Here is a 25491-nt window from a genome sequence, read left to right on the forward strand (position 1 = left end):
TGCTCGACCCTTGGCAACCATCGACCCCACGACGCCCCAGGTCCTTGGCGTCGGCCGTCCGCCGACGCTTGCGGCCCCGGAGTTCCTGACCGACCACCTCGGCACCGTGATCGGCATTCCGCTGCGCATCGCGATCATCGTCATCGGGGCCATGATCTTCCGGGCGGTCGCCAAGAAGGCCATCACCCGTGTCGTGCAGCGCATCCTGGAGCCGGCCGATTCGGCTGAGTCGGCCGGATCAGCCGGATCGAGCGGATCGGCCGAGGGAGGGAACGAGCCGCGGCGCAGCAGCCGCGGCCCCGCCGTGCTGCACCGTGACCGCGCGCGGGCGAACGAACGGCGTCAGCAGCGTGCCCGCACCATCGGTTCGGTGCTCAGCAGCATCGTCACCATCGTGATCGCGGTCATCACCACGGCCATGATCCTCGATCAGGTCGGCATAGCCCTCGGCCCGCTGCTCGCCAGTGCGGGTGTGGTCGGCCTCGCCATCGGCTTCGGCGCCCAGAGCCTCGTGGCCGACTACCTGGCCGGAATGCTGATCATGCTTGAGGACCAGTACGGCGTCGGCGACTCCGTCGACCTCGGTGAGGCCGTCGGCGAGGTCGAGCACGTCGGCCTGCGGCTCACCCAGATCCGCGACCTCAACGGCGGTCTGTGGCACATCCGCAACGGAGAGATCCTGCGCGTCCGCAACGACAGCCAGGAATGGGCGCGCGCCGTCCTGGACATCTCCGTCGCGTACGAATCCAACCTCGACACCGTGTACGGGGTCCTGGAGCGGACCGGTCACGAGATGCGCCAGGACCCGCGGTTCAAGGGAGTCTTTCTCGAAGACCCGTCGGTCTGGGGAGTGCAGTCCCTCGACGCGGACGGAGTCGTCGTCCGCATGGCCGTCAAGACCGTCCCCCTCCAGCAGTGGAGCGTGACCCGCGAACTGCGCCGCCGCGCCAAGGAGGCGCTCGACGCCGCGGGCATCGACATCCCCTACCCGCAGCGCACCGTATGGCTCCGCAGCGAGGGCGACGCGACGACTCCCGCACCGCGCTGACGGGGAGTCCGAGCTCACCCCTGTCCGGGGGTGCCCGGCACCGTCCTCCCTAGTAGGGTCGGGGGCCGCGTGATGCCTGAGGGTCACTCCTGGCCTCCCGGCCCTTGAGAGGGCCGTGCGTACGTGGCCTTCCCGGCCCCACCCGGGGAGGGCGCACCGCACGCGCGCGTACGGCACCTCCGTGCGCGCCGGATACCGGGATGCGGCTCCTGACGTCGCGCGGGCAGTGCAGTGGACCCCCGGGTCCGTACCCCCCACACAAAGAGTCGCGCGTGCGCGGCCGCAGATCAGGAGCACCAGTGCAGGGCATCCCCCACATAGCCAGCACACCCCACGACGGGCGATGGTCGTCGTCCGTACCCTCCGCCCTCAGGGCGCAGCAGCACACGGCGCAGTACGTTGCGCAGTACGCGGCGGAGTACACGTCGCAGTACACGTCGCAGTACGCGGCGCAGTACACGTCGCCGCACACGGAGCGGGACATGCCGCAGCGCATGCCCCACCGCACGCCGCAGGGCATGCCGCACCGGGCGGCGGCGCCCCGCGTGCCCCCGGTGGCGCGGCTTCCCCAGGCCGTCGACCCCCAACCCCCCATCTTCATCGACCAGTCGGGCTGGCGCAGGCGGTCGCTGCAAGGCCTGGCGCTGGCCGTCGGCTGCGCCTGCCTCGGGTATCTGCTGTTCGTCGGCACGGTGGTCAGCGGCCTCTGGCAGTCCGTCGGCACGCAGCCGCCGAGCACGAACGGACCGGCCTCATCCCGCGGGGACGCGGACACGGGCGCGGGCGCCGGCGCGGAAACGGGCGCGGACACGGGCGAGGGCGCGGGCCGTGAGGACCACCGTCCCCCGGCAGCCGACAGAGCCGCCCCGCCGGCCGGAGGCCTCAAGCAGTGACCCGGCGCACCGCTGTCCGTCGCCCTCCGCGCGGACACTGGTTCGTCCTCCTCCTCGTCCTCCTGGTGGTCGCCGTCGCCCTCCTCTTCGAGGGCTGGACGACCCACCAGGTCGACGCCGCGCGCACCAAACCGCCGTGCACGCGGCCGATCCCGCGCGAGGCGGACGACGGGAAGCCGCTGCTGCGGTTCGGCCCGAAGGGGGTCACCACCGCGGGCATGCCGCCGGGGACCGTCGCGCTCACCTTCGACGGCGGGCCCGACCCGGAGTGGACGCCGCGCCTGCTCGACCTGTTGCGCAGACACCACGCGCACGCGACGTTCTTCGTCTACGGGAAGGACGCGGCCCGGCACCCGGAGCTGATGCGGCGGATGCTGCGCGAGGGCCACGAGATCGGCTCGTACACCTACAGCGGCGGCGACCTCGGTGTCGCATCTCCGCTGCGCGCGCGCCTCGAACTGTCCCTCACCCAGAGCGCCCTCGCGGGCGCGTCCGGCATCAGCACCACCCTGCTGCGGCTGCCGCACACCACGGCCTCGGACACGCTCTGCGGACCGCAGTGGCCGGCCGCTCGGCGCGCGGCGGGACAGGGGTATCTGGTGGTTGCGTCGGACCACAAGGACCGCAAGCCGTGGCGCGGCGTGGTGACGCAGCACAGCCAGACCGATCTCGGCTTCCGCGAGGCGGAGGAGCTCCTGCGGGACCGCCGCGTGAAGTCGTTCACCACCGTCAGCGGCGGCCTCGGACGCCCCTCCTTCGTCGAAAAGGTCCCGGTCGCCCAGGAGATCAAGGGCGAGGGCCTGCTCTGGTCGCAGCGGCTCGGGCACGCGTTCCTCACCCTGATGGTGTGGACGCTGACCCTCACCGGCGTGCTCGGCGTCCTGCGGATGCTCCTGTTCATGGTGTTCGCCCGGCTCCACGTGCGCAGGCTGCACCGGTACCAGCCGGGTGCGCCACGGCTGCGCGAGGTGCGGGACCCGGTGACGGTCCTGGTGCCCGCGTACAACGAAGAGGCCGGCATCGCCTCCACCGTGTACTCGCTGCTCGCCTCCACCCACCCGCATCTGCAGATCATCGTCATCGACGACGGCTCGACCGATGCCACCGCCGACATCGCCGAGGACATCGACGACCCGCGGGTGACGGTGATCCGCCAGCCCAACGGCGGCAAGCCGAGCGCCCTCAACACCGGTCTGGCGCACGCCCGTCACGACATCGTCGTGATGGTCGACGCGGACACCATCTTCGAACCCGAGGCCCTCGCCCGGCTGATCCAGCCGCTGGCCCACCCGGCGGTCGGCGCGGTCAGCGGCAACACCAAGGTCGGCAACCGGCGCCGCCTGCTCGGCAAATGGCAGCACCTGGAGTACGTACTCGGATTCAACCTCGACCGGCGGATGTTCGAGGTCCTGGAGTGCATGCCGACGGTGCCGGGGGCGATCGGCGCCTTCCGCAGGGACGCGCTGATGGGCGTCGGCGGCGTGAGCGACGAGACCCTGGCCGAGGACACCGACCTCACGATGGCGCTCTGGCGGGCGGGCTGGCGCGTCGTGTACGAGGAGTCCGCGGTCGCATGGACCGAAGTGCCCAGTACCGTGCGGCAGTTGTGGCGCCAGCGCTACCGCTGGTGCTACGGCACCCTCCAGTCGATGTGGAAGCACCGTCAGGCGGTGGTGGGGGTCGGTCCCGCCGGACGCTTCGGCCGTCGGGTGCTGCTCTACGTCACGCTGTTCCAGATCGTGCTGCCGCTGTGCGCACCGGTCGTGGACATGTTCGCCCTGTTCGGGGCGTTGTTCCGAGACCCGATGGAGGCCGCCCTCGTCTGGTTCGGGTTCCTCGCCATCCAGTTGGTCACCGCCGCGTACGCGCTGCGGCTCGACCGCGAACGGCTGCGCGTGCTGTGGGTGCTTCCGCTCCAGCAGTTCGTCTACCGGCAGTTGATGTACTTGGTGGTCATCCACTCGGTGATCACGGCGCTGCTCGGCACCCGCCTGAAGTGGCACAGCATGAAGCGCACCGGAACCGCCGACCCGTACCTGCTCGAACCACCGACAGGAGAGGTGTCCGGCGGGTCTCCCCGCGGGACTTCGGGAGACCCGCTCGACGAGCTGCCGCGCCCGCGCGAGCTGGACCCGGCACGTGACCAAGGGAGCCGACCATGACAGACCCGGTGCGGGTGACGGGCGAGCTGTGGCGCCCGGAGCCGGACGCGGTCCAGGACGCGTACGCCGACCAGGGCTGCCTGGAACCGGACGCCGACCAGAGCGCAGCGTACGTGGCGACCCCGGAAGGCTCGGGCTCCGCCACCCGTGACCGGTTCGCCGAACGCCCCAGCTCCCGCTACGGACCCCGGCGCGCCCACGCCCGGCAGCCCAAGAAGCGCAGGAGGCTGCGGCGGACGGTGCTCGTCCTGCTGGGCGCCGTGATGGTCGCGGCGGGCGGTACGTACGGCTACGCCGAGACACGCCTGCAGCGAGAGGTCGACCTCGGCGCGTACGGGGACCGCCCGCCGCCCGGCAAGGGCACCAACTACCTGATCGTGGGCTCGGACAGCCGCGACGGACTCTCCCAGGGCGATGTGAAGGACCTGCGGGCCGGCGGGGGCGGCGGGCGGCGCACCGACTCGATGATGCTGCTGCACACCGGGGCCAACGGAACCAGCATGGTCAGCCTGCCCCGCGACTCCTGGGTCACCGTGCCCGGCCGCCTGGACACACTGACGGGCAAGACCAAGCGCCCCGAGGGGGACAAACTCAACGCCGCCTTCGCCTACGGCGGCCCCGAACTGCTCGTGCACACCGTCGAGAAGAACACCGGGCTGCGCATCGACCACTATGCGGAGATCGGCTTCGCGGGGTTCGTGAACATCGTCGACGCCATCGGCGGCGTACGGATGTGCCTCGACCGGGACATCAAGGACAAGAAGTCGGGCGCGGACCTGCGCAAGGGCTGTCACACCCTGAACGGCAAGCAGGCGCTCGCCTTCGTCCGCCAGCGGCACCAGGAGCGGGAGGGCGACCTGGGCCGCTCCAAGAACCAGCAGAAGTTCCTGTCGACCCTCGCCCACCAGGCCGCCCGCCCCGACACCCTCTTCGACCCACGGGAGATCGGTCCCGCCATGCAGGCCGGGCTCGACACACTCATCGTCGACAAGGACATGAGCCTGCGCGATCTCAGCGGGATGTTCCGCGCGGTGCAGGGCGTCGCGGGCGGCAAGGGCAAGCAGATCAACGTGCCGGTGTCCGGCATCGGCGTCCCCACGTCGAAGGGCAACGTACTGAAGTGGGACGCGAAGAGGTCGGCCGGACTCTTCGACGACTTGCGGCACGATCGGCGGGTTACGGAGACGGGGGAGACGGGCCGGTAGAGCGGCCGGGGCGGATTGAGGAGGGGGAGGAGGTGACGATCACCCCGCTGATCCGGTGCTCTTGCGCTGGTTGGCGTTGAAGCGCGCCTTCTTCTCCCGATTCCCGCACGTGTTCATGTCGCACCATCTGCGGGTGCGGCTTCGGCTGGTGTCGAAGAAGGCGGCTTGGCAGGTCGGCGATGCGCACAAGGCCAGTTTTCCGTCCCGTTCGCCCGAGATGACGCTGATCGCGTCGGCGGCGATCACGCCGAGGGCGTCTTCCACGCACGAAGCCGAGCTGAGCTGCCATCGCCGCTCGCCCTCGGGCGTCAGGACGGCCGCGGCCCGGCCCTGAGCGCTGCGGTCATTGATGACTTGGACGGCAGACGCAGGGAGCGCGTCCTGGGTCGCGGTCGCGGTCGCGGCGGCGTGAATCGCCTCTCTCAGTTCCCGGGCGAGGTCGAGTTGGGCGCTGGTGCAGGAGTCCACGTCGAGGCCGTTCACCGCCAGCCAGTCGACGAGTCGCTGCGGCACAGGAATGCGCTCCACGGCGTCGCCATGCCGCTCCGACAGGGTCCCCGTGAAGCTGGTCGCCAGCACGCTGCCGAGGCGGAAGTCGGGGAACCCAGTACGCATGGAACCACCTTAGCTGGTTGCACGTCGGCATGAAGGAGTAGTAGAACCGTCTTAGCCGGTTCACGAAAGGTCACGGCCGGTTCCGCGATGGCCAGGAGGTCTCATGCCCCGTCCGACCAGCGACGTCCAAGCATTTGAAGCCCACGCGACTGACGCCGACCTCGACGATCTGCGCGCGCGACTGGCCGCGGCGCGGCTGCCGGAGGCCGAGACGGTCGATCGCGCCGCGGCCGGCCCTCGTCGATGGGGCCAGGGTGTTCCTCTCGCCGACCTCATCGATGTCGTGAACTACTGGCGAACCGGGTACAACTGGCGGTCATTTGAAGAGCGCCTCAACCGGATCGGCCAGTTCCGCACGACCATTGATGGTCTGGGAATCCACTTCCTGCACCGCCGATCCGCGCGCGCAGATGCCACCCCTCTGCTCCTGACGCACGGCTGGCCGGGCAGCATTGCCGAGTTCATCGATGTCGTCGACGAGCTGGCGGATCCGAAGGAAGCGGACGCGCCGGCGTTCCACGTCGTGGTCCCGTCGCTGCCGGGCTTCGGCTACAGCGACAAGCCGGCCACCACCGGCTGGGGAACCGAAAAGATCGCGGCCGCATGGGTGGAGCTGATGGGACGGCTCGGCTACGGCAAGTTCGCAGCCCACGGCGGCGACTGGGGAGGCAATATCACCACGGTTCTCGGCGGCAGGTTCCCGGCGCATGTTCTCGGCATCCACACCTTGTTCGCGGAGGCGCCGCCCGGGTTGACGACGGACGGGCTGACGGCGGTCGAGCGCAAATGGACCGAGGAGACCCGCGACTTCTGGAGCCGACGCGCGGCGTACGCGAAGCAGCAGGCGACCCGACCGCAGACCATCGGCTACTCGCTCGTCGACTCACCGGTCGGGCTGCTCGCCTGGATCCTCGACAAGTTCGCCGAGTGGTCGGACACCGAGGACAGCCCGTTCGAGACGATCTCCATGGACCGGGTTCTCGACGACGTCACCCTGTACTGGCTGACGCGGACCGGCGCATCGGCGGCCCGCATCTACTACGAGAGCCACAACTCCCTGGACCCCGAACTCCGGGTCGATGTCCCGTCGGCAGTGACCATGTACCCCCGCGACATCGAGAAGTGCCCGCGGCCCTGGGCGCAGGAGCGGTACCGGAACATCGTCCGATGGAGGTCGCCCGAAAGCGGGGGACACTTCCCGTCGCTGGAGGTTCGCGACTACTTCGTCAAGGATCTGCAAGAGGGCCTCGCGGCAGTGCTGGCCGCTCGCGCGGTGCCTACAGCCAATCCCTCCGCTTGAAGATGAAGTACAGGCTCACGCAGACCACCGCCATCAGCAGGATCGCGAAGGGATACCCCGCCGCCCACTTCAGCTCGGGCATCGTCTCGAAGTTCATCCCGTAGATCGTCCCCACCAATGTGGGAGCAAACAGGATCGCCGCCCACGACGAAATCTTCTTGAAGGTGTCGCCCTCAGCGCGCTGACCTGCGTCAATGGACTACTTTCCGTGCCTGACGTGGGACGATGCCCTTTTCTCGTGCTTTCAATGCGCTACAGATTTGCGCGGCCGATTCTCCCCACGCCCTCCCCAAGGGCTGTTGCTTCTCCCCAAATTCTCCCCAGGGCGGCTCGCTGTCGTAGGCGGTGAGCCCATATGTCCGCGTTGCGGAGCAGCCTGCGGTGGCGCCGGGGCATCCGCCGCACCGGCCGGCCGACTATGCGGATTGGTGGGTGGCCCTGCTCGGCCGGCACCGCCACACCGCACGCGACTTCCAGCAGTACGTTCCCGAGCTCGTCCGCGTCGAACGGCGCCGACATCCGGGTCTTCCTCGGCTCCCTGGCCGCAGCGACCTCCCCGGTTCGCAGCTTCCCTCCTGCTCGGCGCCGAACTCCTCCTTGCCCCGCGCGCGAGCGTCACTCTCGACACGCGCGAGCGTCACTCTCGACATGCGGAGCGACTTCGAACACGGGGGCCTCGCGGACCAGGGGAACGGTCACACTGTCGGGCACGTCGCTGGAGCGGGCCGAACTGGGCTATCTCGCACCGGCAACGCCACGCTCACCCCCACCAACGAGACCGATGCCACGGCACGCGTGATCCTGCTGGGCGGGCCGCCGTTCGGAGAGGAGATCGTCATGTGGTGGCATTTCATCGGGCGCAGCGGATGAGATCGTAAAGGGCGCGTCGTGATTGGACGGAAGGGGACAGGCTCGGTGAGGTGAGGGGGTGCCGCTGCCCGCTCCAGAGTTGCCGAACGTACCCTTGAAGCCGCGCAGGAACAGTCACTGACCTGCTTGGGTGTCCCCGCCTGCCTAACCCCTTACGCGCGACTCGTTCGCCGAGACTCCACAGGTCATCGCACCTGTCCGGAGTGTGCGGTGTCTCGTACGCGTTGTACCGTACGGCGACCTACTGTTAGTCCGGGGTGCGTGAACCGGGGGGGCGAGGCGAATATGTCGGGTATGGGGCTGGCCGCGGCCATTGAGGAACTGCGGCAGGAGCTGTACGAGGTGCAGCGGCTCGGTGCGCATCAGCAGTTCGGCTTCGGTGTCGAAGAGGCACAGCTGGAGCTGCAGCTCGAACTGCGCGAGACCGCCAAGGCGGACGGCAAGCTCGCCTTCGGGGTGGTCGCGGTGGGCGCGGGGGGCGAGCAGTCCAACGTCCGTACGCACAAGCTGGTGTTGAAGCTGTCGGTCAACGACCGGGCCCGCGGCGGTGCGCGCCCGCAGATCGGCGATGACGAGTTCGGGTCGCTGGACGAGGAGTGACGTGGATCGCCGCAGACTGGCGTTTATCCGCAGCGGACGTGGCGGTGAGAGGCGCGCCACTGTCGGCTCCGGCTACCTGGTCGCCCCCCAGCTCGTGCTGACCGCCCGTCATGTGCTGGAGGACCGCGAGGCCGAGGAGCTGTGGCCGGACATCACCGTGTGGGTGGGTCACCACCGCGACGGTGCGACGACGCGCGCGCTCGCGGAAGTTGTATGGACCCACTCGGGCGGACTGGACGTCGCGCTCCTGCGGATCGACGGTGAGATCGATCCGCCCGGCTCCGTCCGCTGGGGTCGCCCGACGGGCAGCGTGCCGCTGCCGTACGAGGGCCTCGGTTACCCCTTGGCCGCCAAGGATGAGACCCGGGCCCCGGAGCATTTGCGCGGTGTTCTGCCGGTCCTCTCCGGGGGCAAGGACCGCTACGTCCTCGATCAGGGCTCGGCCCCCACCGCCCGTACCGACGGCCGGAACGCCTGGGGCGGGGCTTCGGGGGCGGCGGTCTTCTGCGACGGTCACCTCGTCGGTGTCGTGACCCAGGAGCCGCACGCCTACGGTGCCCGGCGGCTGATCGCCGTGCCGGTGGCCTCCTTCGCGGGGGACAGTGGCTTCGTGACCCTTGTCGAGGAGCACACCGGCCGGGCTCCCGCGCTCAGTGCGATTGGTGCGCGCCCGCCCGAGGCCCCGCCCGCCGCCGAGCGTCGGCCTGACGGGCGTGAACTGGAGGCGTGGCTGGCGCCGCTGTTCCCGCGGCCTGACGTCCGTGTCGATCACGCCCGGACCCTAGCGCGCGAACTGGGTTACGAGACGCTGGGGTATGAGCCCACCGTCGCCGACCTCGTGGCGCTGCTCATGGCGCATCCCCGGGCGCTCGCGTCGCTCGGCGAAGCCGTCGCGGCCGGCGCGCAAACGGCGACCAGGGCCGACCTGACTCGACTGTTCGCATGGGCCACGGCGTTCGACAGCGCGTCGCTGCTCTCCCTGCACGAGTACGACTCCTTGACCGGTCTGCTGGGGCGTGTCTGCGAGAAACAGCCGGCGCTGCTGCCCCGAATGGCCAGGGAGGCGCTGCCGTTCGCCGCTCTCCCGGAGATCCTCACCCGCCCCCGGCTCGTCGAGGACGACATCGGCGCAATGGTCGAGAGCCTGGAAAACCTGTCCGACACGGTGAGCGGCGCCGACGGCGCCTTCCCGGTACCGGCTCTCCTGCGGGTCGTCGAGTACGCGGCGGCGGCCGTGGGCGGCGGCCTTGGCGACGACCTGCGTGCGTGGTCGGAGAAGACCGTCCAACGGCTCGGTGTCGACATGGGGGCTCTGCGCGAGCGACGTGCGGACGCCGCCCAGTGGGCCAAGCGCGCGCCATCGCCGGTGTCGCGGATCGTGATGGAGCTGGCGCACGACCCCGCCGCGGGGGAGGAGAGGTACCGGGTCCAAATCCTGCACGTCCGGCACGACGGTTCGCACCGCGTGCTCAAGGAGGCGGAGGCGAGTCCCAAAACCCCGCAGGAGGTTGCTATCTGCCTCGAAGCGGCGGTGTCCGCCGCCTCCCAGGAGCCGGGACAGGACGACCAAGCGGTGTGGGTGACCGTAGTGGTCGACCGGGAGGGGCTCGGCCTGGCCGTCGACGAGTGGGAGCCCGCGGCGCTCGATGGCCTCATTCTGCCGTGGCCGATCGGAGGACGTTACCGCCTGTCTCTGAGCTGCCCGGAACTCAACGACCTGATGGCGGCGCGCGAAGGCGACCAGGCACGCCGGTGGAGGAATGGCCGCGCGTCGGTGCTCGACACAAGCCGGGCGGTCGACGACGCCTTGCAGCTCCAGGATCTGCTGACGACCAAGCATCGGGACACCGCGCGGGTGGTCCTCCGCGGGCCCGCCCACGAGCGCAGGTCCTGGGCGATCCTGTGCCTCGCCCTGGGAGTCCCGGTCGTGCTGTGGGACCGGGACTCCCAGGGCTACGAGGACGCAGAGAGACTGGGGGCCCTTGCTCCCGCAGACGATCTGGACGGACTCGCCGAGCGGGTCCGGCACTTCCGGAGCGGTTCGGCGGCCCGCCCGACGGAGCGGCGGGCACGGCCCGCCCTCGTATGGGAACCGGAAGGCAGTCTCCCGCGGACCGAGCGGCTTCGACTGAGTGACCCGCGGAGAGGATCGTACGTGTCATGACCACCCCAGAACCCCTGGCCGGTACAGGCCCCCGGCTCTCGTCTTCCCACAGTGAAGGCGACGCGTGGTGGCTGTTCCGCGGTGACGGCGAGTGCCGTGAGGTGCCGTTCCCCGTCGCGCCCCCGTGGCGCCGGTTCGACCGGACGGAGACGGCGACCGGCGACGGGGCCCCGTTCCCGCGGCCCTACCTCATCGGCCCCGACGAGGTGCAGGTGGTGAACGCGGCGCTCCACCTGCGCCGTCCCCTCCTGGTGACCGGCCAGCCCGGCACGGGCAAATCCTCGCTGGCCCACGCCATCGCGCACGAGATGACGCTCGGCCGCGTCCTGCACTGGCCTGTGAACAGCCGCTCGACTCTTCAGGACGGTCTCTACCACTACGACGCCGTCGGCCGACTGCGCGAGGCGAGCCTGCGGCGCGACGTCGACGGCCGCGACGCGGACGGCACGGAACCGGACATCGGCCAGTACATCCGCCTTGGCCCCCTGGGCAACGCGCTCGTGCCCAGGGAGCGCCCCCGCGTTCTGCTCATCGACGAGCTGGACAAGGGCGACGTCGACCTGCCCAACGACCTGCTGACCGTCTTCGAGGAGGGCGAGTTCATCATCCCCGAACTCGCCCGGCTGCCCGCGAGCCAGGCACCGGTGCACGTGCGGACCGACGATCTGGACGAGACCGCCCCGGTCCCGCGGGGCCGCGTCCGCTGCGCCGAGTTCCCGGTCGTGGTCATCACCAGCAACGGCGAACGCGAGTTCCCGCCTGCCTTCCTGCGGCGCTGCGTCCGCCTCGACCTCCCCGAGCCCGACGAGCGGCGCCTCCGGGAGATTGTCGCCGCGCACCTCGGCCCCGACGCCCTGGACGACATGGACGACCTGCTCCGGGAGTTCCTCGCACGCCGCGCCGAGGGGGAACTGGCCACCGATCAGCTGCTCAACGCTGTATTTCTACGCAAGGGCGGCGTGAACCTCGACGCGAGCTCCCTCCTCCAAGGCGTGCTGCACCGGCTCGGCGGAGGCATGTGACGCCGTGATCTCGCGCGTGACGAAGCTTCTGGCGGAGAGCGGCGCGGACCTCTCCCACGAGGAACTCCTCGACGCCCTCTGGCTCGCCGGAAAGCTGCCCCGAGGCTCCGAACCCCTGGCGCGCTCCGCTGACGTGGCCGCCGCCTCTTCGGAGCGGCACGACGAGCCGCACCACGATGGGCTGGCGGTGCCATCGGGCGGGACCGCGGATCCCACGTCGGAGCCGGACAGTGCGGAGGCGGAGTCCGCGGAAGAGCAGTCCGCGCGCCCACTCCTGGCCTCGGGGCGACCCGGCCACGACGACGCACAGGGGCCCGCGAGCCTCTCGCCGGCGGTTGCTCTCCGGGTTCCGGACAGCAGCGCCCTCGGCGCCGGTCAGGTCGGGCTAGGCAGGTCTCTGCGGCCGCTGCGGCAGCGCTTCCCGGACCGACGCCGACAGGAACTCGACGTCCCGCGGACCATTGCCACCATCGCCGAGACAGGTGTGCCCGAGACCGTCACCCGTGCGGTGCGCGGCCGCTGGCTGTCCCTGGCCCTCGTGGTCGACGACGGCGTCTCCATGGTCCTGTGGCAGCGGCTCGCCGCCGACGTCCGGACCCTGATGGAACGGGCCGGGGCCTTCCGTGACGTGCGCGTGTACGGACTCGACGCGCGCAGCGTCACTCCGTCGCTTCGCACCAGCCCGTACCGCCACCGCGGCCGGCCTCTGACGCCGGAAGCCCTGTGCGACCCGAGCGGCAACACCCTCGTCCTCGTCGTCAGCGACGGCGTGGGTGAGGCGTGGCGGGACGGCGGCATGCGCCAGGTGATGAATTGTTGGGGACGCCGTGGTCCCACGGCGATCGTCCAGACACTGCCGTCCAGGCTCTGGGCGAGCACCGGCATCGGCGCGCGACGCTGGCAGGTGACCACCCAGCGCCGCGGCGGCCCCACGCACGCCTGGCACGTGACCGACCCGGACCTGCCGCCGGACCTTGTCCGCTACGACTCCGTGCCCGTCCCCGTCCTCACGCCGACCCCCGCGGCCGTGGCCGACTGGGCCGGGCTCGTCGCCTCACCGGGCGGCACCGCGCTCCTCCCGCTGTGGGACGAGGCCCGGCCCGGTTCCGGCAGGATCGTGGACGACGACCCGAACCACGCCCCGGACGACGCTGCCGCAGCAGTACTCCGCTTCAAAGATGCCGCGTCCGCCGAGGCGTACCGGCTCGCGGCTCACATAGCAGCCGTCACCCCGGTCACGCCGCCGGTCATGCGCTTGGTGCAAGCGGCCCTCGGACCGCCGACGGACCTCGGTCACCTCGTGGAAGTGTTCCTCGGGGGTTTGATGCACGAATCCGGCGCCGACGGAACTGATCCAGCGGACGGGACGGATGGAACCGGCGGAACGGAACGGCTGCCGCATCACCGGCGTTACGACTTCACGGACGACGCCCGGCGCGTCCTCCTCAGCGCCGTCTCCCCGAGGGAACTGCTGCACACCGCCGAGGTAGTGACGCAACGCATTGAGACCGCGGTCGGCCGCGCTCCGGTCTTCCCGGCATGGGTCGGCCACCCGGACGGCGCGGCTGTCATCGAGAAACCCGCACGCTCCTTCGGCTGGCTACGGGAGCAGGTGCTCACGCGGCTCGGTATCCCGTTCCCCGCTGATGCCGTGCCGGTGGCGAAGTTGGCACCGGTGCTGCGTGTGCAGCGCGCTCCGAGTGCTCTGCTCGCTGAAGGCGAAGAGGCGTACAACGACACGCGCGACCCGTTCCTGCCCCCAGGCTGGGTGGCGCTGCTCCCGGAGGATCCGGCGCGGCTCGGCCGGTTCCGGCTTCGTGCGCGAAGTGCGAACGGCTGGTCCCACCTGACGATGTATCTGGCCGAGGCCGAGGACGGCACGGTCTCCATGGTCCGCGCACCGATCAGTCTGTACGCCCGCGAGCCGGAAACCGCGCGGGATCTTGTCCGGACGGAAGCCGGGTGTCTGTCGCGCATGCGGGGCACGCACGCCCCCGCCCTCCTCGGCGCGGCGGCGCCTACCGGGGAAGAGCTGCCATGGGTCGCCGCGAGCTGCGTTCACCGCAGCGCAGGCGATCCGTCCTCACCGCCCGCACCCAATCTGCGCGTCTTGCTCGCAGAACACGGAGGGATCGTCCCGGAAGAACTCTTCCTACGCATCGGCCTCGGCCTGGCGGAGGCCGTCGCCCTCGCGCACTCCCGGGGGCTCGTGCACGGCTCGCTCTCCCCTCGGGCCGTACTCGTGACCGACCGCGACGTACGGCTGGTCGGCTGGGCCACAGCGACGGTCGACGGCGTCGACAGCGCTCACCGCGGCGTGCTGCCCCTCAGCGACACCTATCTGACGGCGGACGACGACGGGCGTTCGCTCACGCCGCAAAGCGACATGTACGCCGTCGGGGCGCTGCTGCTGGCCTTCCTCTCGGGGCGGTGGGGCGGCCCGAGGACCGACCACCCGGAACAAGGTTTCCTGGCCGGCCCCGGAATCGGTGGCCCGGTGCTCCTGCGAACGCTTCGGCGGTGTCTGGAGCGGGACTCCGCCCTCAGACCCTCCGCCACTGAACTGGCCGAGGCGTTCGCGCTTGCGGCGCCCGAACGCGCGGCCCTGGACTCCGAGGAAACCGCACGGAGGGCAAACCGTGGGCCGGCCGACCCAACCGCTTCTTCCGAGTCCGAGAGGGAAGGAGCGCTGGTCGGGGGACGTTACCGGTTGGTGCGGCTGCACCGCGTCGCAGCGATCTCGATGACGTGGCGGGCAACGGACGAACTGCGGGACAGTGATGTCACTCTCAAAATCTTCACCGGGCCACGGGACGGCGAGGCGTCTTCACAAAGGAACTTCCTTGCCGACGCGAGGCAGCTGGCCGTACTGGACGCGGAGGGGTTGGTGCGTGTCAGCGATTACGGACTGCACGATCATCGTCCGTACCTTGTGACGGATGCCGTCGACGGCGAAGAACTGCACAACCTGCTGGATGGGTCTTCCAGCGCCCTCCCGTTGGAGAGAATCAAGGACATCGGTCGCCAGACCGCGCGGATCCTCGCCGAATACCACCGTCACGGGCTGCTACACCTGGACATCAGCACCGCGGCCTTGGTGGTGCGCCCTGACGGCCGGGTGCTGCTGACAGATCCCGGTTCGGGCATCCGTGGTCTAACGGAATCCACGGGCGTCGCCTTCGACCACCGCAGTGACCTGTACGCATTGGGTTGTCTGCTCTACGCGATGGCCACGGGCGCCTCGCCCGACATGACCGCGCTCACCCCACGTGAAGCAGGAGACCACCGCCCCCCGCACCCTCCACCGAAACTGCCCCCCGGCTTTCCTCCCGAGTTCGCGGCGCTGGTCACGGAACTCATGACCGTCGAGCCCGTGGGCCGGTCGACCACTGCGGTCGAGGTGATGAAGCGGCTCACGAGCGCGGGCACGGACGATGCGGAGCTGATCGCGGTCTACGAGGCGGTGCGCGATGCGGACCCGGGTGGTACGCGTGCCGGGCGCGTCCTGCGGGATGTCATCGACGCAGTCCTGGCCGGTGAGGTGACGGGTCGATACGACGTGGAGCAGCTGACCAAGGCGGAGAAGGGGAGCCTCGGCACTTCGGTGACCATCGCGTTCCAGCGCGCGTTCGTCTTCGGGGACGGCCGAGCGACGGACTTCCGTGTCGCCGGTGTCGATGTGGACATCCGTTACAGCCACAGACTCGGCAGCTGGATGTTCGCTCCTGAGATGCTGGACCACGTCTGTCTGCTGGTCTGGGCCGACGACCACCAGAGCCGGTGGAGCGTCGGTTTGCTGCGCGTCAGGCAGGAGTGGCTCACCGCGGGGCGCAACCGGGACATGAAGGCCACGCTGGCTGCCGAGCACCGCGACAAGATCGTCTGGCTCTGGCGGGACGCCGAGCTTGCGGAGAACGTCCTGCTACACATGTCCGACACCGACCGCGAGGCGGTCTTCAGAAGCAGTTCGGGCCAGCTCCGGCTCAACGAACTCTTCCGGCGTGTCCAAGGGCGCCGAATCGGGCGTACGGCGGTCCGCACGGTGGCTCAGCAGAGGGACTACATGAAGAGGATCCGCGGAAACGGTGGATCCCGCACGGCGCTCAGCGGCTCAGGAATCATCATCCTGGGCGACTACAGCGCGCACCGGCGCATCGCCGACCAGCTCGGTCTCCCCGTCCCAGGAGAAGGCGAGTTCGTCAGCGCCCGAGTTGTCCCAGCCGTGTCCGCGTCGGGCAAGCCTGTTGCGGAGGTGGACGGCCGTCAGTGGTCCCTGGCCTCTCCGGAAGACCCTGAGCACCCCGCCCCGGCGTTGCCCTCGCGATAGTCGGCGCGCAGTTCGTGCCGGTCGCACGGCGGAGCCCGAATTCTTTGCGCGGCGCCCATCAGCCGCGCTTGGCTCGCCCGATGAGCTTTCTGCTGACGGCGAGCGGCCTGCGCAATGAGACACAGTCAGACGCGCTGCGCGACATCAGGAGCGGGAAGCCGGAGACGGCCGCATAGATCGAGCCGCCCAACCCTGCGCCGGCCACGCCTGCCAGGTCCGCCTGAACAAGCTGCGCAAGCCAAGCACCCCGCGATCAGTGGCCGCACGGCTGTTCTATGTGCAGACGGTCGAGTTCCCGTGCCCGCCGAACCAACTCCGCGCTCACTGCTCAGGCAGTAGCCCACTCCTCTATGACCGAGGCAGTTTCCTCGATACAACTGTCAACGGCCTCGACGAACGATGCAGCGTCGTGCGACGGAAAATAGATCGGCACGAGTCCAAAGAGTGGCTGAGTTGCATCCACTCTCGCCAGGTCGACGCGAGAGTCTAGGTTGTAGTGCATCAGGGTGTTGCGGAACGGCTTTGCTGAGCGATCCATAATCAGGCTTGCCGCCCACGTGCCCGTGATCTTCTCGATAAGCCTCGTGGACTGCGTGGTGAGGTCACCGGGTCGTTCGTCATGAAGCATCTGCAAGCTGCCAAGAACCTGATACAGGGTAAGAAAGCGTATCTTGAATACGGTGTACTCGACCTCATTCGCATCTGCGCTCAGCCCGACCATCGAGTCGACGAAATTCATCAAACCCCGGAACACCATCAGTAGCCGGTTGATGTCTAGCGTGCCCTTGCCATTGAATACCTGACCGTAGTATTTAGTCGATCGAACGTCGTTGTCCCGCTGATCAAAGCGCATCGGATCGAGATGACTCACAAAGGTCTTCGCGCCTGAATCGGTCCTCGCGCCCAGCCCGCGGAAGTAACGGCCGTACTCTTCGTAGACGGATTGCAGATTCGGACCCGACCCCTTCTCCAGTAGTGCGACAGGATCAAATCCCAGATGGAACGTGGCGGCATGCGTTGTCGAGATAATCCTTCCGTCGTAGCTATAGAGACCCAAGTCTGTCTCTAGAAAGCGGGCGGCCTTAAGCCACGTGTTGTTCAGAAACCTATCCGCGTGTGCAGGCGAGATCTCGTCACGGAAGTACGCAAGCTGCCCTTCAATGCCGCGCCGGTTGTCCTCGAAAAGCTTCAAACTGTGGCGGGAACGCGCCACGATTGCTTCGGCGTCAGCCGACAACAGGGCGGGCAAGGCGGGATCAATGCGCTTGAGCTTGCTATACGACTCATGTACAAATAGTGACAGGTACGGTGCCAAACAGAACATGATGGTACCGCTGTGTTCGGAGGCTCTCGATGCACCCAAATCGCGACTGAACCGGCCGACATAGGCAGCATCACTTCTTATGCCGAGCGCCACCACATCATCTTGAACTGTCACTATTCCCTCTTCTTTCGATCAGAATCATTCTCGGCGCACCTGACATCATCACAATGGCCCAAGTCATCCGTACGCTGAGGGTGGCTGCTAGTGAGAAGTCTTCACACCTACCCCTGACCTATTGGGTTCGCCTACGCTGGGTACTTCCTCATGAAGGCTTCTACTCCACCGATGAGCCGACGTACCTGATCGCGGTCGTAGTCTGCGTAGTCCCCGTGGGCTGCCTTGTTCCGAAGGTCCATCCAGGCGGTAACTTCCTTCTGCTGCAAGCCGTCGTACACTCCAGCCTTCTTGAGGTCGGCGTTCATAGTGTCGGCCTTCTTTGGCTTGCCTGCCACTGCCGTCGTCACATTGTTCTTCCCGCACAGAGCGCGCACATGAACTTCGAGGGACGTTCCCGTGATGACGGCCGCGGCGTCCTTGTATCCCTTGGCAAGCAGCCCTTCCGCCATTTCCAAGTAATCGCGGTAGGTATCGGCGTGCACCAGCTCGACGATCGATTCAACCCACCCGGCGACCAAATCGTCACGTAGTCCCAATGCGACGATGCGCACTTCTCTGAGTCGATAAGGCTGTACTCTACGGCGGGCAGTGTCAAGCTGCTTCATATACATAGAGGTCGGTCGCGTAGCTCGCTCGATTGCGGCTTCGATCCGGTTGCTGAGAACAACGGGGTCGTCTGCCCCGTCATGCAGGAGAGACCAGTTATCGTTCCGTGCGTAGTTTTCGGAAGCCTTGATCAGAAAGTTGAGCTGCTCGATTACCTTGTCGATGTTGGCCATCGTCTAGTCCCCTTGTCTGCGCGCTATGCCGAGTACTTCAGCATGAAGTCCCGCACGCCATCAATGAACATACGTACCTGGTGTTCGTCATAGCTTTGGTAGTCACCGTGAGCCGCCTTGTTGCGCAGGTCCATCCAGGCCGTAATCTGCTTTTGCCGTAGTCCGTCATAGACGTCAGCCTTCTTCAGGTCGGCGTTCATGATGTCGGCCTTCTTCGGTGCACCACTGGCCAGTTCGGTGTCTTCGCCATATCTAACACAGAGCGTTCGCACATGAACTTCCAATGACGTACCTGTGATGACAGCCGCAGCGTCCTTGTACCCCGATTGCAACAACGTCTCTGCCATATCCAGGTAATCGCTATGGGTGTCAGCGTGCACCATCTCAACAACTGTCTCCACCCATCCGGATGCCAGATCGTGATGGAGGCCAAGAGCAATACTAAAGACCTCGCGAATCTTCAGCGAGGTTCGCTTTTGTTCCCGATAGACATCTAGCTGCCTTACGTAGCTACTACCAGGAGGTGCCAAGCGATCGATAGCGGATTCGAGACGGCTCACAAGGAGCTTGGCTCGATCAGAGGCCAGTACTCCTTCGGTACGGGTGCTGATCATTTCCCGGTACTCAGCAATAAGCTCATCAAGCTGAGCCATCATCCTCGCTACGTCCATCAACTCGCAGCCTCCGTGTGGTAGTTGATCATCGAAGAACGGATCAGGATATGACCCGATAGCGCCCTCGCGCCAGTGGATTGCCGAGGTCCACCGAGCTGGCGCGGCCTGCTAGGCCGTGTATCGAAAGTGGATCTTGGGCAGTGAGCCTTTCCAACCTGACGGGTGGTTGGGCTGGCAGCCCCGGCGGCGGGCGCATGAAGAAAGCTCCTGGTAGACGGGTTCACGAGCAAGATCACCAGTCCGCCAGGAGCTTTCGCGTGCTTGTCTACCCGTCCGGCATCGATCTGTCCAGCCGCACTCTGCGGCATCTTTCCGGTCTTCTCGCAGGTCACCGTCGTCGGATCGGTTCGCGCTGGCGTCGCTTGACCTGCGGTCGGCAGGCCCTGCTCGTCCTGGCCCACCTAGCTGATTTCTCCCAGGCTGCGCGGGCGGTGCTGACGTGGGCGGGAGAGCCGTCGCACCTGAGGCCCCGCGACCCACCCTGGCGCGGAAAACGTATGGGAGTTATTGGTGGGGCGATTTACGATCGTTGGTCATGACCGTATACGCGAGCCAGAATCGGACGGATGCGTCGCCGAAGCGAGCTGCGGAGCCGACATCCGAGTTCTTGGGGAGAATCGCCGGTCCGTTCTGGGATCAGGTTCGGGACACGATCAACGAGTGGTGGTCACACCTCCCGGACCATGCGCAGCCCGGTTTGCGCAGCCGGCTGCTGGACCGGAACTTCGACACGAACGTCTACTCCGCGCTGTGGGAGTTGTACCTGCACGAGATGCTGATTGGCTCCGGTTACACCGTGGCGATCGAGCCTGGAATAGGGACGCGCGGCAAGAACCCAGACTTCCTGGTCTCCCGCGAGAGTGAACAATTCGTCGTCGAGGCGATCTGGACGACCCAGCGCCTGGAGGAAACCGGACCCAACCGGCTGCTCCCACCTGACCTGGCCGATGCCATCGACAGCGTGCCGAGCCCCAACTTTTTCGTCTCGTACACGCTTGAACAGACGGGGCCGATGACGCCGCGGCAGAGGCGGCTGAAGACTGAGCTGACGCAGTGGCTCGCCAGCCTGCACCCCGATCAAGTCATCGCCGAGTACGAGCGCAAAGTGCCATTGCCCAAGCACACCTGGCAGGAGGCAGGCTGGCGCCTCTCGTTCGAGGCAATCCCCCGCAGCCCCGGCAAGCGAGGCGATCCAACAAGCAGGACAATCGGCATCCACCCCGCGATGTCCTGGTTCGGCGACGAGTCAGATCAAGTGCTCGACGCGGTCAAGAAGAAAGGAGGGAAGTACGGCGATCTAGCGCTGCCATTCATCGTGGCGGTTGGCCGTGCGGCCTTGTTCCCCGAAGATGAAGACGTAGAGACCGCGCTGTATGGGACCTCGGTCGAGTACGTCCACAACAGCACGCGGACCTACGGCCGCCAGCCCGACGGCTACTGGACTGCTACCTACGACCACGCTCACAGTCAGGTCAGCGGCGTACTCACCGTCAACAACCCAGCGCCCTGGACCTGGACGAAGAACACGCCTGTCCTTTGGCAAAGTCCCGACCCCAGCTCGCTCTCGGCCCCCGCCCTCCCTGTCTGGGCAACGGCACAGGTGGTCGATGCCCACGTCGAATACCAGCCACCGACCTACCCCATCTACACCGCCCTCGGCCTGCCCAAGCACTGGCCGGTCGGCGACGCCTTCCCCCAACGTCACCCGAGCAACGCCGGATGACTGTTCAGCGGCAGCACCAACTACCGGGCCTCATCTGCCCTGCTGGGGCACGTGCGGAGGATACGAGATTCGAGCTCGTAAGAGGTGCCCGCAACACGCTTTCCAAATGTTCGTCTGGGCGTCCGGAGCAGACCTGAAAGGTCCTGACCTGGAGAGGAGCGGGTTGGCAACGATTGCTGGCGCGAGTTTGCAGATGCCGCCGGCCCAGGTGGTGACCGGGCCGACTGCCTAGCAGTCAGGTTCACGCTGGGAGGCTAGGGAACACCGGCTGCGGTCATGGTGGCTTGGTCACCTCCGTGGGGTCCTCTGGGAGATGACCGTGTAAGCGATACCCCATCTCGTCGGGGTGCCGGGTGACGCGTGCCAGTCGCCAGGCTGCCTCGTACGACATACGGCCGTGGCTCTGGGCACGGAGACGCACTGCCAGCAAGCTGGTGACCGGATCGAGGAGCCAGCGCAGGAGCATCAACTTCACTGGAACTCACCGGCGATGGCGGTGAGGGCACGGGCAGCGTCCTCGTCGCCGAATGCTCGTACGGTGCCTGCGAGCAGGACTAGAAGTTCCTTGCAGCCTTCAGGGGTCAGCTTGCCGACGAAATCGTGGATTACCTGAGCGACAACGACCCACTGCTGTCCGGGTTGCCACTGTCTGACCATGCGAACCAGATCTTCGAGATCCGTACCGGCAGGTGGTCCGCCCAGGCGGGGCCAGTTCTCGGCCGAGCTTTCCAGAGCTGTGTAAAGCCGGGCGGCGGCGGGGTTGGCGAGGATGTGTTCCTGGAGGAATTCCTCGCGCGCTTTGGCCTGGCGACGGGCCAGCACGTCCAGCTCGAGTTCGCGGCGCAGCAGCTCTTCCTGGCGACGGTGGTTCTGCTGCAGCTGTTCCGCGGCGAACGCGGCCTGCCGGGTTAATTCGTCCACCTCGATGGTCACGGTGGCATCCACGACGACCACGCTCACGCCGCCAAGAGGCAGGGCTTCAGCGAGTGCGGCGCCAATGTCCTGCTCGGCGGCGTCAGGACGGAGGACATCGCAGGCGGCGGCTGCCTCATCGATCACGGCCCTGACGAGTTGCCCGGCTGCGTACGGACCCGCAGGGTTGGCGGTGTCGTCACGACGCCGCCACGTCGCTCGGACATGTGCGCAGAAGTGGAGCGTTGGGTCCGCGCTGCGTGGTCGGTCGGAGAAGGTGGAGATCCAGGTGGCGCCGCCCGGCTGGGAGGCGCCTTCGGCGGTGGGGCGGCGCTTCATGCGGCTTCGGGCTCCTCTGACTTGTCTGCCTCGGGATGTTCCTGCAGCAGGAGCTGCTGGACCTTGGCGAGGTCGGCGTCGAGGAGGGAGGAGAGTTCGAGCTTCAGGTTCGCCCGGTCGGGCGAGTACGGGCGGTCTTCGCTCTGGACCCATACCTGTGAGCAGGTACGCAGGGCCTCGCGCAGGGTCGGGCCTTCAGGGCCCCGGACGTCCACGGCCTGGCGAAGGGTGTCCAGGACGATCGGTCGCAGAGGTGGCCGTTGAAGGGCTGCATCGAGCCACAAGAAGATGGCTCGGTCGAGTTCGCGATCCCCCGCCGCTCCGGTCGCCTGACGCAGGAGAGTGCGCCACCCGGTGACAAGGCCGGCGACTGGAGGGCGGAAGTCCTCCTCTTCGTCGGTGTCCGGCGTGATGTCGCTGTGGAGCACCAGCGGCACTCGGTCGGCTTCTGGTGCAGACGACGCGGCGAGAGCCATGAACGTACGGTGGCCGACGGTGTCCCGGATCTTCTCGTCACCGCACCAATCGACGACGTACCCGAAGAGCGTCTTCCGGACGGAGCTGTCCGCCCACAGCACCTGGATCGCTTCGCGCAGGCTGTCCACGACCTCCGGCAGCCCGCTGTTGGCCACGCGCTTCAGGCGGCGTAGCGCCTTCCCTGTGTGACGCCGCCCGAACTGTCCGGTGCAGACCTCGACGACGGCCTGCTGGAGTGAGGGGTCCTTGCGCTTGGCCCATGACAGCAACAGGGAGTGCACGTATGGAGCGCTGGCTGCGTGGATCGCCGCGTTGTCGAGCAACTTCACGGCCAAGGGCCACAGTTCTTTGTCCGTGCCGTGGGCGTACCACGCTGTGACGATCGCCTCTAACGGTTCTTGTCTGCGATGGCGTACGGCCCAGCGCAGCGCGAACTCACCGATGCGGCCTGCCAAGGCACGGCGGGCGTCCTTGGTGATGGTCTCCAGGGCCTCCTTGTTCGTTCCTGTGTCATCGACGGGAACCTGGGCGAGCCACTTCAAGAAGGAGGTGCGGGCCAGCGGGCGATCGTTCCAGAAATACTCGATCGCGGCGTCATCCCAGTGCGGCCGGTCGAAACGGAGAGTCCCGTCCTCCTCGCGGCGCGCCTTGATCGCCTTGGTCATGGCGATCACGCCCGGGGCCTGTTGCCCGTGCACCGGGACAGGGGTGTCACGTTTGTCGAGCGTGTCGGTCAACTCCGCGGCCTTGGCGTACACATGGCCCACCGGGTCGCCGCGGAGGACCGCGGCGGTCAGGAGGAAGCTCCGTTCGAAGCTGGTCCGGACCTGGTCTTCTGGTTCGTGCCACTCGTAGAGCGCGTCTTCCCAGTTGCTGAGGACGGCTACGACATTGGCAATCTGGTCGTCGAGGGAGCGGCGCCGCTCGGCAGAAGCCTGTTGCGCCGTTTCCCGTGTTACGTCCGAGAGGTCATCGGCCGCGAGTCGTTCGGCCTTCCGGTGCTCATCGAGCATGAGAGGAGTGACGTTCAAGATGTCTGTGGGCGTCATGCCGCCGATGAGACGGCGTATGCCGGTGCTACCGAGCCAGGAATTGACGGGGAACGACGGCTCCTGTGCCAGCAGCCAGCGGGTGGCGATGTCGTGGGGGTGGATCTCGCCCAGATCCGGCGCGGTGCTCGGCGGTGCGCCGTGGCTGATCCGTCGCCACTGTTCCGGGCGGGTGAGGACGATGAGTCGGTTGTCCCGCCGGGCCAGCCGCTCACCGAGTCTTCCCAGACCGGAACCGAATGTGTCGGCTACCTGGAAGCCGTCTTCGTCTGGCGGGAGTTCGAGCAAGAAGCCACACCGGTGATCATGAGGCAGACGTCGTGCGGGGAAGTGCTGGGAGCCGCCGAAGGCGAGCGGGCGCACTTCTGTGATCAAGCCTTCTTCCACGAGCTGGTCGAGAAGGGCGTATGCGGTCGTGGTCCTGCTGCTGTTCGGTGGGCGGTTGATGACCAGTACGGACCCCGAAGGGCGCAGGATCTCAAGGGCCTGGGCAAAGGGACTGCGCGTCCGGTCGGTGTCCTCAGAGCGGGGCTTGGCGTAGACCTTGCGGATCACCGCCAAGTACTCGGCTTCGATAGGCGCGTCAGCGTCCAGGGTCTGCTCGAACACGTATTTCGTGCCGATCATCTCGCCCAGGTTGATCAACGCGCGCTGGAGCGTGGCCGCCTGCCCGACGGCCTCGACCGCCTCGGGGGACGGTGGTGCCGTCCTGCCCCGTTCAGCTTCTCGCTGTGCTGCCGGTTCCGGGCTATTCGGTGGGATGACAGGGGGAGCGGGATATGACGTGTGTACGGATCCTGACTGTGAGCTCGACGGCGCGGCCACTTCGGGGCGAGCGCGCGCCATTGACTCGGCGTTGGCCTCTGCGCCTGCTGTGGGTGCACCGGCGGAGGGGGTGGGGCCCTCCGTATGGTTGGTCTGTTCTCCGTCGCTGTAGCGATCGAGTAGCGGCGGACGCGCCCGCGAGTCTTCGGCAGCGCCGTACGGGTTTCTGGTAGCCGGAACGGACTGCTGCTGGGTGAAGTCCTGCTCATCGTCGAGAGCCATCGGTTGCGCCGCCTCTCAGCCGATGGGTCCGTCGATCTCGACGCCGACCTGTTCCGCCGACGCCTCGACGACCTTCGCGGACTGGTCCACGCGTACGCGGCCCGTCTGGGAAATTTCCTGAGCGCGTACACCGACCTGGTGGCCGGTGAGCTGTTCCGCGCGCTGTGTGACGGAGACGCCGGGGCGCGCGGGCCGCTCATCCTCGCCGCCGAAGGGCAGTTGCCGCCCGTAGATCTGCTCCAAGTCCAGGCGCAGAGCACCCAGTAGATCCCTGAGCCCCGGATCGTCTCCCTGCAGCAGCGCTGGACGTGCCAGATACACCTGGAGTGCTCCGCGGGCCTCAGTGATGCGCTCGATCCGTGCAGAGGACAGTTCAGCCGGGCGGACGGTCAACGACCCGACCTGCCCTTCGACTTGCTCCGGCTCCTCCACGGGAACCCGACCCGCACGCCGGTCAAGGACCGCCCCGGCCCGGTCGAACAGAAACCTGACTGCCTCAGTGAGTGCGGTGCCGACGAGCATCGGAAACGTCAGTGGATCCATGGATGTATGCCCTCCCCGTTGATTGCGCGTCCCGCCGTGTACGCGCAGTCGCAAAACCTGACTGACGGTACGTTCGCTGTCACCCAGAGAGAAGAACCGTTCCGGTCACCCAAGGTGATGACCCAAATACCCTTGGCGTTCGCGTGTGCGATGCCCTTGACGTGGGGCGCGGTCCGATGGTGTCCGGCTGGCGCGCATATGGCAGACGCACTTTCGGCTGGAACTATGCGGAATGGCCCGCTCGCGAGCATCCTGGCCTGGCCGAAATGCGGCAAAGGGCCGACCGACTCCGCCGTGCCCT

General features: G+C 67.5%; 18 protein-coding genes and 2 pseudogenes. 12 read left to right on the forward strand and 8 right to left on the reverse strand.

What is annotated here, in order from left to right; translation table 11 throughout:
• The first annotated feature begins 10 nt into the window (after nucleotides 1-10).
• From AC07AG_RS07135 to AC07AG_RS07150, 4 genes are all read left to right on the forward strand, one after another.
• Nucleotides 11-1048, forward strand: a complete 1038-nt coding sequence (locus tag AC07AG_RS07135; RefSeq protein WP_478752718.1) for a mechanosensitive ion channel family protein — start codon at nucleotides 11-13, stop codon at nucleotides 1046-1048.
• Between the two features lie 299 nt (nucleotides 1049-1347).
• Nucleotides 1348-1941 (forward strand): hypothetical protein, encoded by a 594-nt coding sequence (locus AC07AG_RS07140; RefSeq protein WP_478752720.1) that lies wholly within the window; start codon nucleotides 1348-1350, stop codon nucleotides 1939-1941.
• Complete coding sequence (locus AC07AG_RS07145) at nucleotides 1938-4103, forward strand: bifunctional polysaccharide deacetylase/glycosyltransferase family 2 protein (RefSeq protein WP_478752722.1); 2166 nt, start codon at nucleotides 1938-1940, stop codon at nucleotides 4101-4103. The genes AC07AG_RS07140 and AC07AG_RS07145 overlap by 4 nt, the downstream gene beginning before the upstream one ends.
• Nucleotides 4100-5308 (forward strand): LCP family protein, encoded by a 1209-nt coding sequence (locus AC07AG_RS07150; protein WP_478752724.1) that lies wholly within the window; start codon nucleotides 4100-4102, stop codon nucleotides 5306-5308. Before AC07AG_RS07145 ends, AC07AG_RS07150 begins: the two co-directional genes overlap by 4 nt.
• A 39-nt stretch (nucleotides 5309-5347) precedes the next feature.
• Here the strand turns inward: AC07AG_RS07150 and AC07AG_RS07155 are convergent, their stop codons facing one another.
• Nucleotides 5348-5923 carry a CGNR zinc finger domain-containing protein gene (locus tag AC07AG_RS07155; RefSeq protein WP_478752726.1) on the reverse strand — a complete coding sequence of 192 codons (576 nt, stop codon included), beginning with the start codon at nucleotides 5921-5923 and terminating at the stop codon, nucleotides 5348-5350.
• Nucleotides 5924-6026: 103 nt separating this feature from the next.
• Here AC07AG_RS07155 and AC07AG_RS07160 point away from each other — a divergent pair, with 103 nt between their 5' ends.
• Complete coding sequence (locus AC07AG_RS07160; RefSeq protein ID WP_478752728.1) at nucleotides 6027-7223, forward strand: epoxide hydrolase family protein; 1197 nt, start codon at nucleotides 6027-6029, stop codon at nucleotides 7221-7223.
• Here the strand turns inward: AC07AG_RS07160 and AC07AG_RS07165 are convergent.
• Nucleotides 7201-7386: pseudogene (locus AC07AG_RS07165) on the reverse strand (CorA family divalent cation transporter); the annotation flags it as partial. The gene AC07AG_RS07160 and the pseudogene AC07AG_RS07165 sit on opposite strands and share 23 nt — an antisense overlap.
• 485 nt (nucleotides 7387-7871) lie before the next feature.
• On the opposite strand from AC07AG_RS07165, the gene AC07AG_RS07170 reads away from it, so the two are divergent.
• The 5 genes from AC07AG_RS07170 (at nucleotide 7872) to AC07AG_RS07190 (ending at nucleotide 16206) form a co-directional block, all read left to right on the forward strand.
• Entirely contained in the window at nucleotides 7872-8093 is a 222-nt protein-coding gene (locus AC07AG_RS07170; protein WP_478752730.1) for a pirin-like C-terminal cupin domain-containing protein, read from the forward strand.
• Between the two features lie 294 nt (nucleotides 8094-8387).
• Nucleotides 8388-8693, forward strand: a complete 306-nt coding sequence (locus AC07AG_RS07175; RefSeq protein WP_478752732.1) for a trypco2 family protein — start codon at nucleotides 8388-8390, stop codon at nucleotides 8691-8693.
• A gap of 1 nt (nucleotide 8694) precedes the next feature.
• Entirely contained in the window at nucleotides 8695-10857 is a 2163-nt protein-coding gene (locus AC07AG_RS07180; RefSeq protein ID WP_478752734.1) for a VMAP-C domain-containing protein, read from the forward strand.
• On the forward strand, nucleotides 10854-11879 hold the full coding sequence (locus tag AC07AG_RS07185; protein ID WP_478752736.1) for an AAA family ATPase: 1026 nt from the start codon (nucleotides 10854-10856) through the stop codon (nucleotides 11877-11879). The genes AC07AG_RS07180 and AC07AG_RS07185 overlap by 4 nt, the downstream gene beginning before the upstream one ends.
• Nucleotides 11880-11895: 16 nt before the next feature.
• On the forward strand, nucleotides 11896-16206 hold the full coding sequence (locus tag AC07AG_RS07190; protein WP_478752738.1) for a NaeI family type II restriction endonuclease: 4311 nt from the start codon (nucleotides 11896-11898) through the stop codon (nucleotides 16204-16206).
• Nucleotides 16207-16534: 328 nt separating this feature from the next.
• Here AC07AG_RS07190 and AC07AG_RS07195 read toward each other — a convergent pair whose 3' ends face one another.
• From AC07AG_RS07195 to AC07AG_RS07205, 3 genes are all read right to left on the reverse strand, one after another.
• Nucleotides 16535-17644: a hypothetical protein gene (locus AC07AG_RS07195; RefSeq protein ID WP_478752740.1), complete on the reverse strand. Its 1110-nt coding sequence runs from the start codon at nucleotides 17642-17644 to the stop codon at nucleotides 16535-16537.
• 131 nt (nucleotides 17645-17775) lie between these two features.
• Nucleotides 17776-18426, reverse strand: coding sequence for a hypothetical protein (locus AC07AG_RS07200; RefSeq protein ID WP_478752742.1), 651 nt, complete (start codon nucleotides 18424-18426; stop codon nucleotides 17776-17778).
• A gap of 23 nt (nucleotides 18427-18449) precedes the next feature.
• A complete protein-coding gene (locus tag AC07AG_RS07205) occupies nucleotides 18450-19097 on the reverse strand; it encodes a hypothetical protein (protein WP_478752744.1) in 648 nt (215 codons plus the stop codon).
• A 260-nt stretch (nucleotides 19098-19357) separates the two neighbouring features.
• Here AC07AG_RS07205 and AC07AG_RS07210 point away from each other — a divergent pair.
• Nucleotides 19358-19504: pseudogene (locus AC07AG_RS07210) on the forward strand (IS5/IS1182 family transposase); the annotation flags it as partial.
• A 131-nt stretch (nucleotides 19505-19635) separates the two neighbouring features.
• Nucleotides 19636-20823, forward strand: a complete 1188-nt coding sequence (locus AC07AG_RS07215) for a hypothetical protein (protein ID WP_478752746.1) — start codon at nucleotides 19636-19638, stop codon at nucleotides 20821-20823.
• Between the two features lie 471 nt (nucleotides 20824-21294).
• Here the strand turns inward: AC07AG_RS07215 and AC07AG_RS07220 are convergent, their stop codons facing one another.
• The 3 genes from AC07AG_RS07220 to AC07AG_RS07230 all read right to left on the reverse strand — a co-directional run bounded on the left by AC07AG_RS07220 (nucleotide 21295) and on the right by AC07AG_RS07230 (nucleotide 25190).
• Nucleotides 21295-22074: a hypothetical protein gene (locus tag AC07AG_RS07220; RefSeq protein ID WP_478752748.1), complete on the reverse strand. Its 780-nt coding sequence runs from the start codon at nucleotides 22072-22074 to the stop codon at nucleotides 21295-21297.
• Nucleotides 22071-24245 carry a hypothetical protein gene (locus AC07AG_RS07225; RefSeq protein WP_478752750.1) on the reverse strand — a complete coding sequence of 725 codons (2175 nt, stop codon included), beginning with the start codon at nucleotides 24243-24245 and terminating at the stop codon, nucleotides 22071-22073. Before AC07AG_RS07225 ends, AC07AG_RS07220 begins: the two co-directional genes overlap by 4 nt.
• 417 nt (nucleotides 24246-24662) lie before the next feature.
• A complete protein-coding gene (locus tag AC07AG_RS07230) occupies nucleotides 24663-25190 on the reverse strand; it encodes a hypothetical protein (protein WP_478752752.1) in 528 nt (175 codons plus the stop codon).
• Nucleotides 25191-25491: the final 301 nt, after the last annotated feature.

The organism is Streptomyces sp. NPDC044044, from assembly GCF_056434405.1.

Bases quoted from the DNA above. Each gene is read 5' to 3' on its own strand.
- AC07AG_RS07150 (WP_478752724.1), top strand. From the start codon at position 4,100: ATGACAGACCCGGTGCGGGTGACGGGCGAGCTGTGGCGCCCGGAGCCG.
- AC07AG_RS07155 (WP_478752726.1), bottom strand. From the start codon at position 5,923: ATGCGTACTGGGTTCCCCGACTTCCGCCTCGGCAGCGTGCTGGCGACC.
- AC07AG_RS07160 (WP_478752728.1), top strand. From the start codon at position 6,027: ATGCCCCGTCCGACCAGCGACGTCCAAGCATTTGAAGCCCACGCGACT.
- AC07AG_RS07170 (WP_478752730.1), top strand. From the start codon at position 7,872: ATGCGGAGCGACTTCGAACACGGGGGCCTCGCGGACCAGGGGAACGGT.
- AC07AG_RS07175 (WP_478752732.1), top strand. From the start codon at position 8,388: ATGGGGCTGGCCGCGGCCATTGAGGAACTGCGGCAGGAGCTGTACGAG.
- AC07AG_RS07185 (WP_478752736.1), top strand. From the start codon at position 10,854: ATGACCACCCCAGAACCCCTGGCCGGTACAGGCCCCCGGCTCTCGTCT.
- AC07AG_RS07200 (WP_478752742.1), bottom strand. From the start codon at position 18,426: ATGGCCAACATCGACAAGGTAATCGAGCAGCTCAACTTTCTGATCAAG.
- AC07AG_RS07205 (WP_478752744.1), bottom strand. From the start codon at position 19,097: ATGGACGTAGCGAGGATGATGGCTCAGCTTGATGAGCTTATTGCTGAG.
- AC07AG_RS07215 (WP_478752746.1), top strand. From the start codon at position 19,636: ATGACCGTATACGCGAGCCAGAATCGGACGGATGCGTCGCCGAAGCGA.
- AC07AG_RS07220 (WP_478752748.1), bottom strand. From the start codon at position 22,074: ATGAAGCGCCGCCCCACCGCCGAAGGCGCCTCCCAGCCGGGCGGCGCC.
- AC07AG_RS07230 (WP_478752752.1), bottom strand. From the start codon at position 25,190: ATGGATCCACTGACGTTTCCGATGCTCGTCGGCACCGCACTCACTGAG.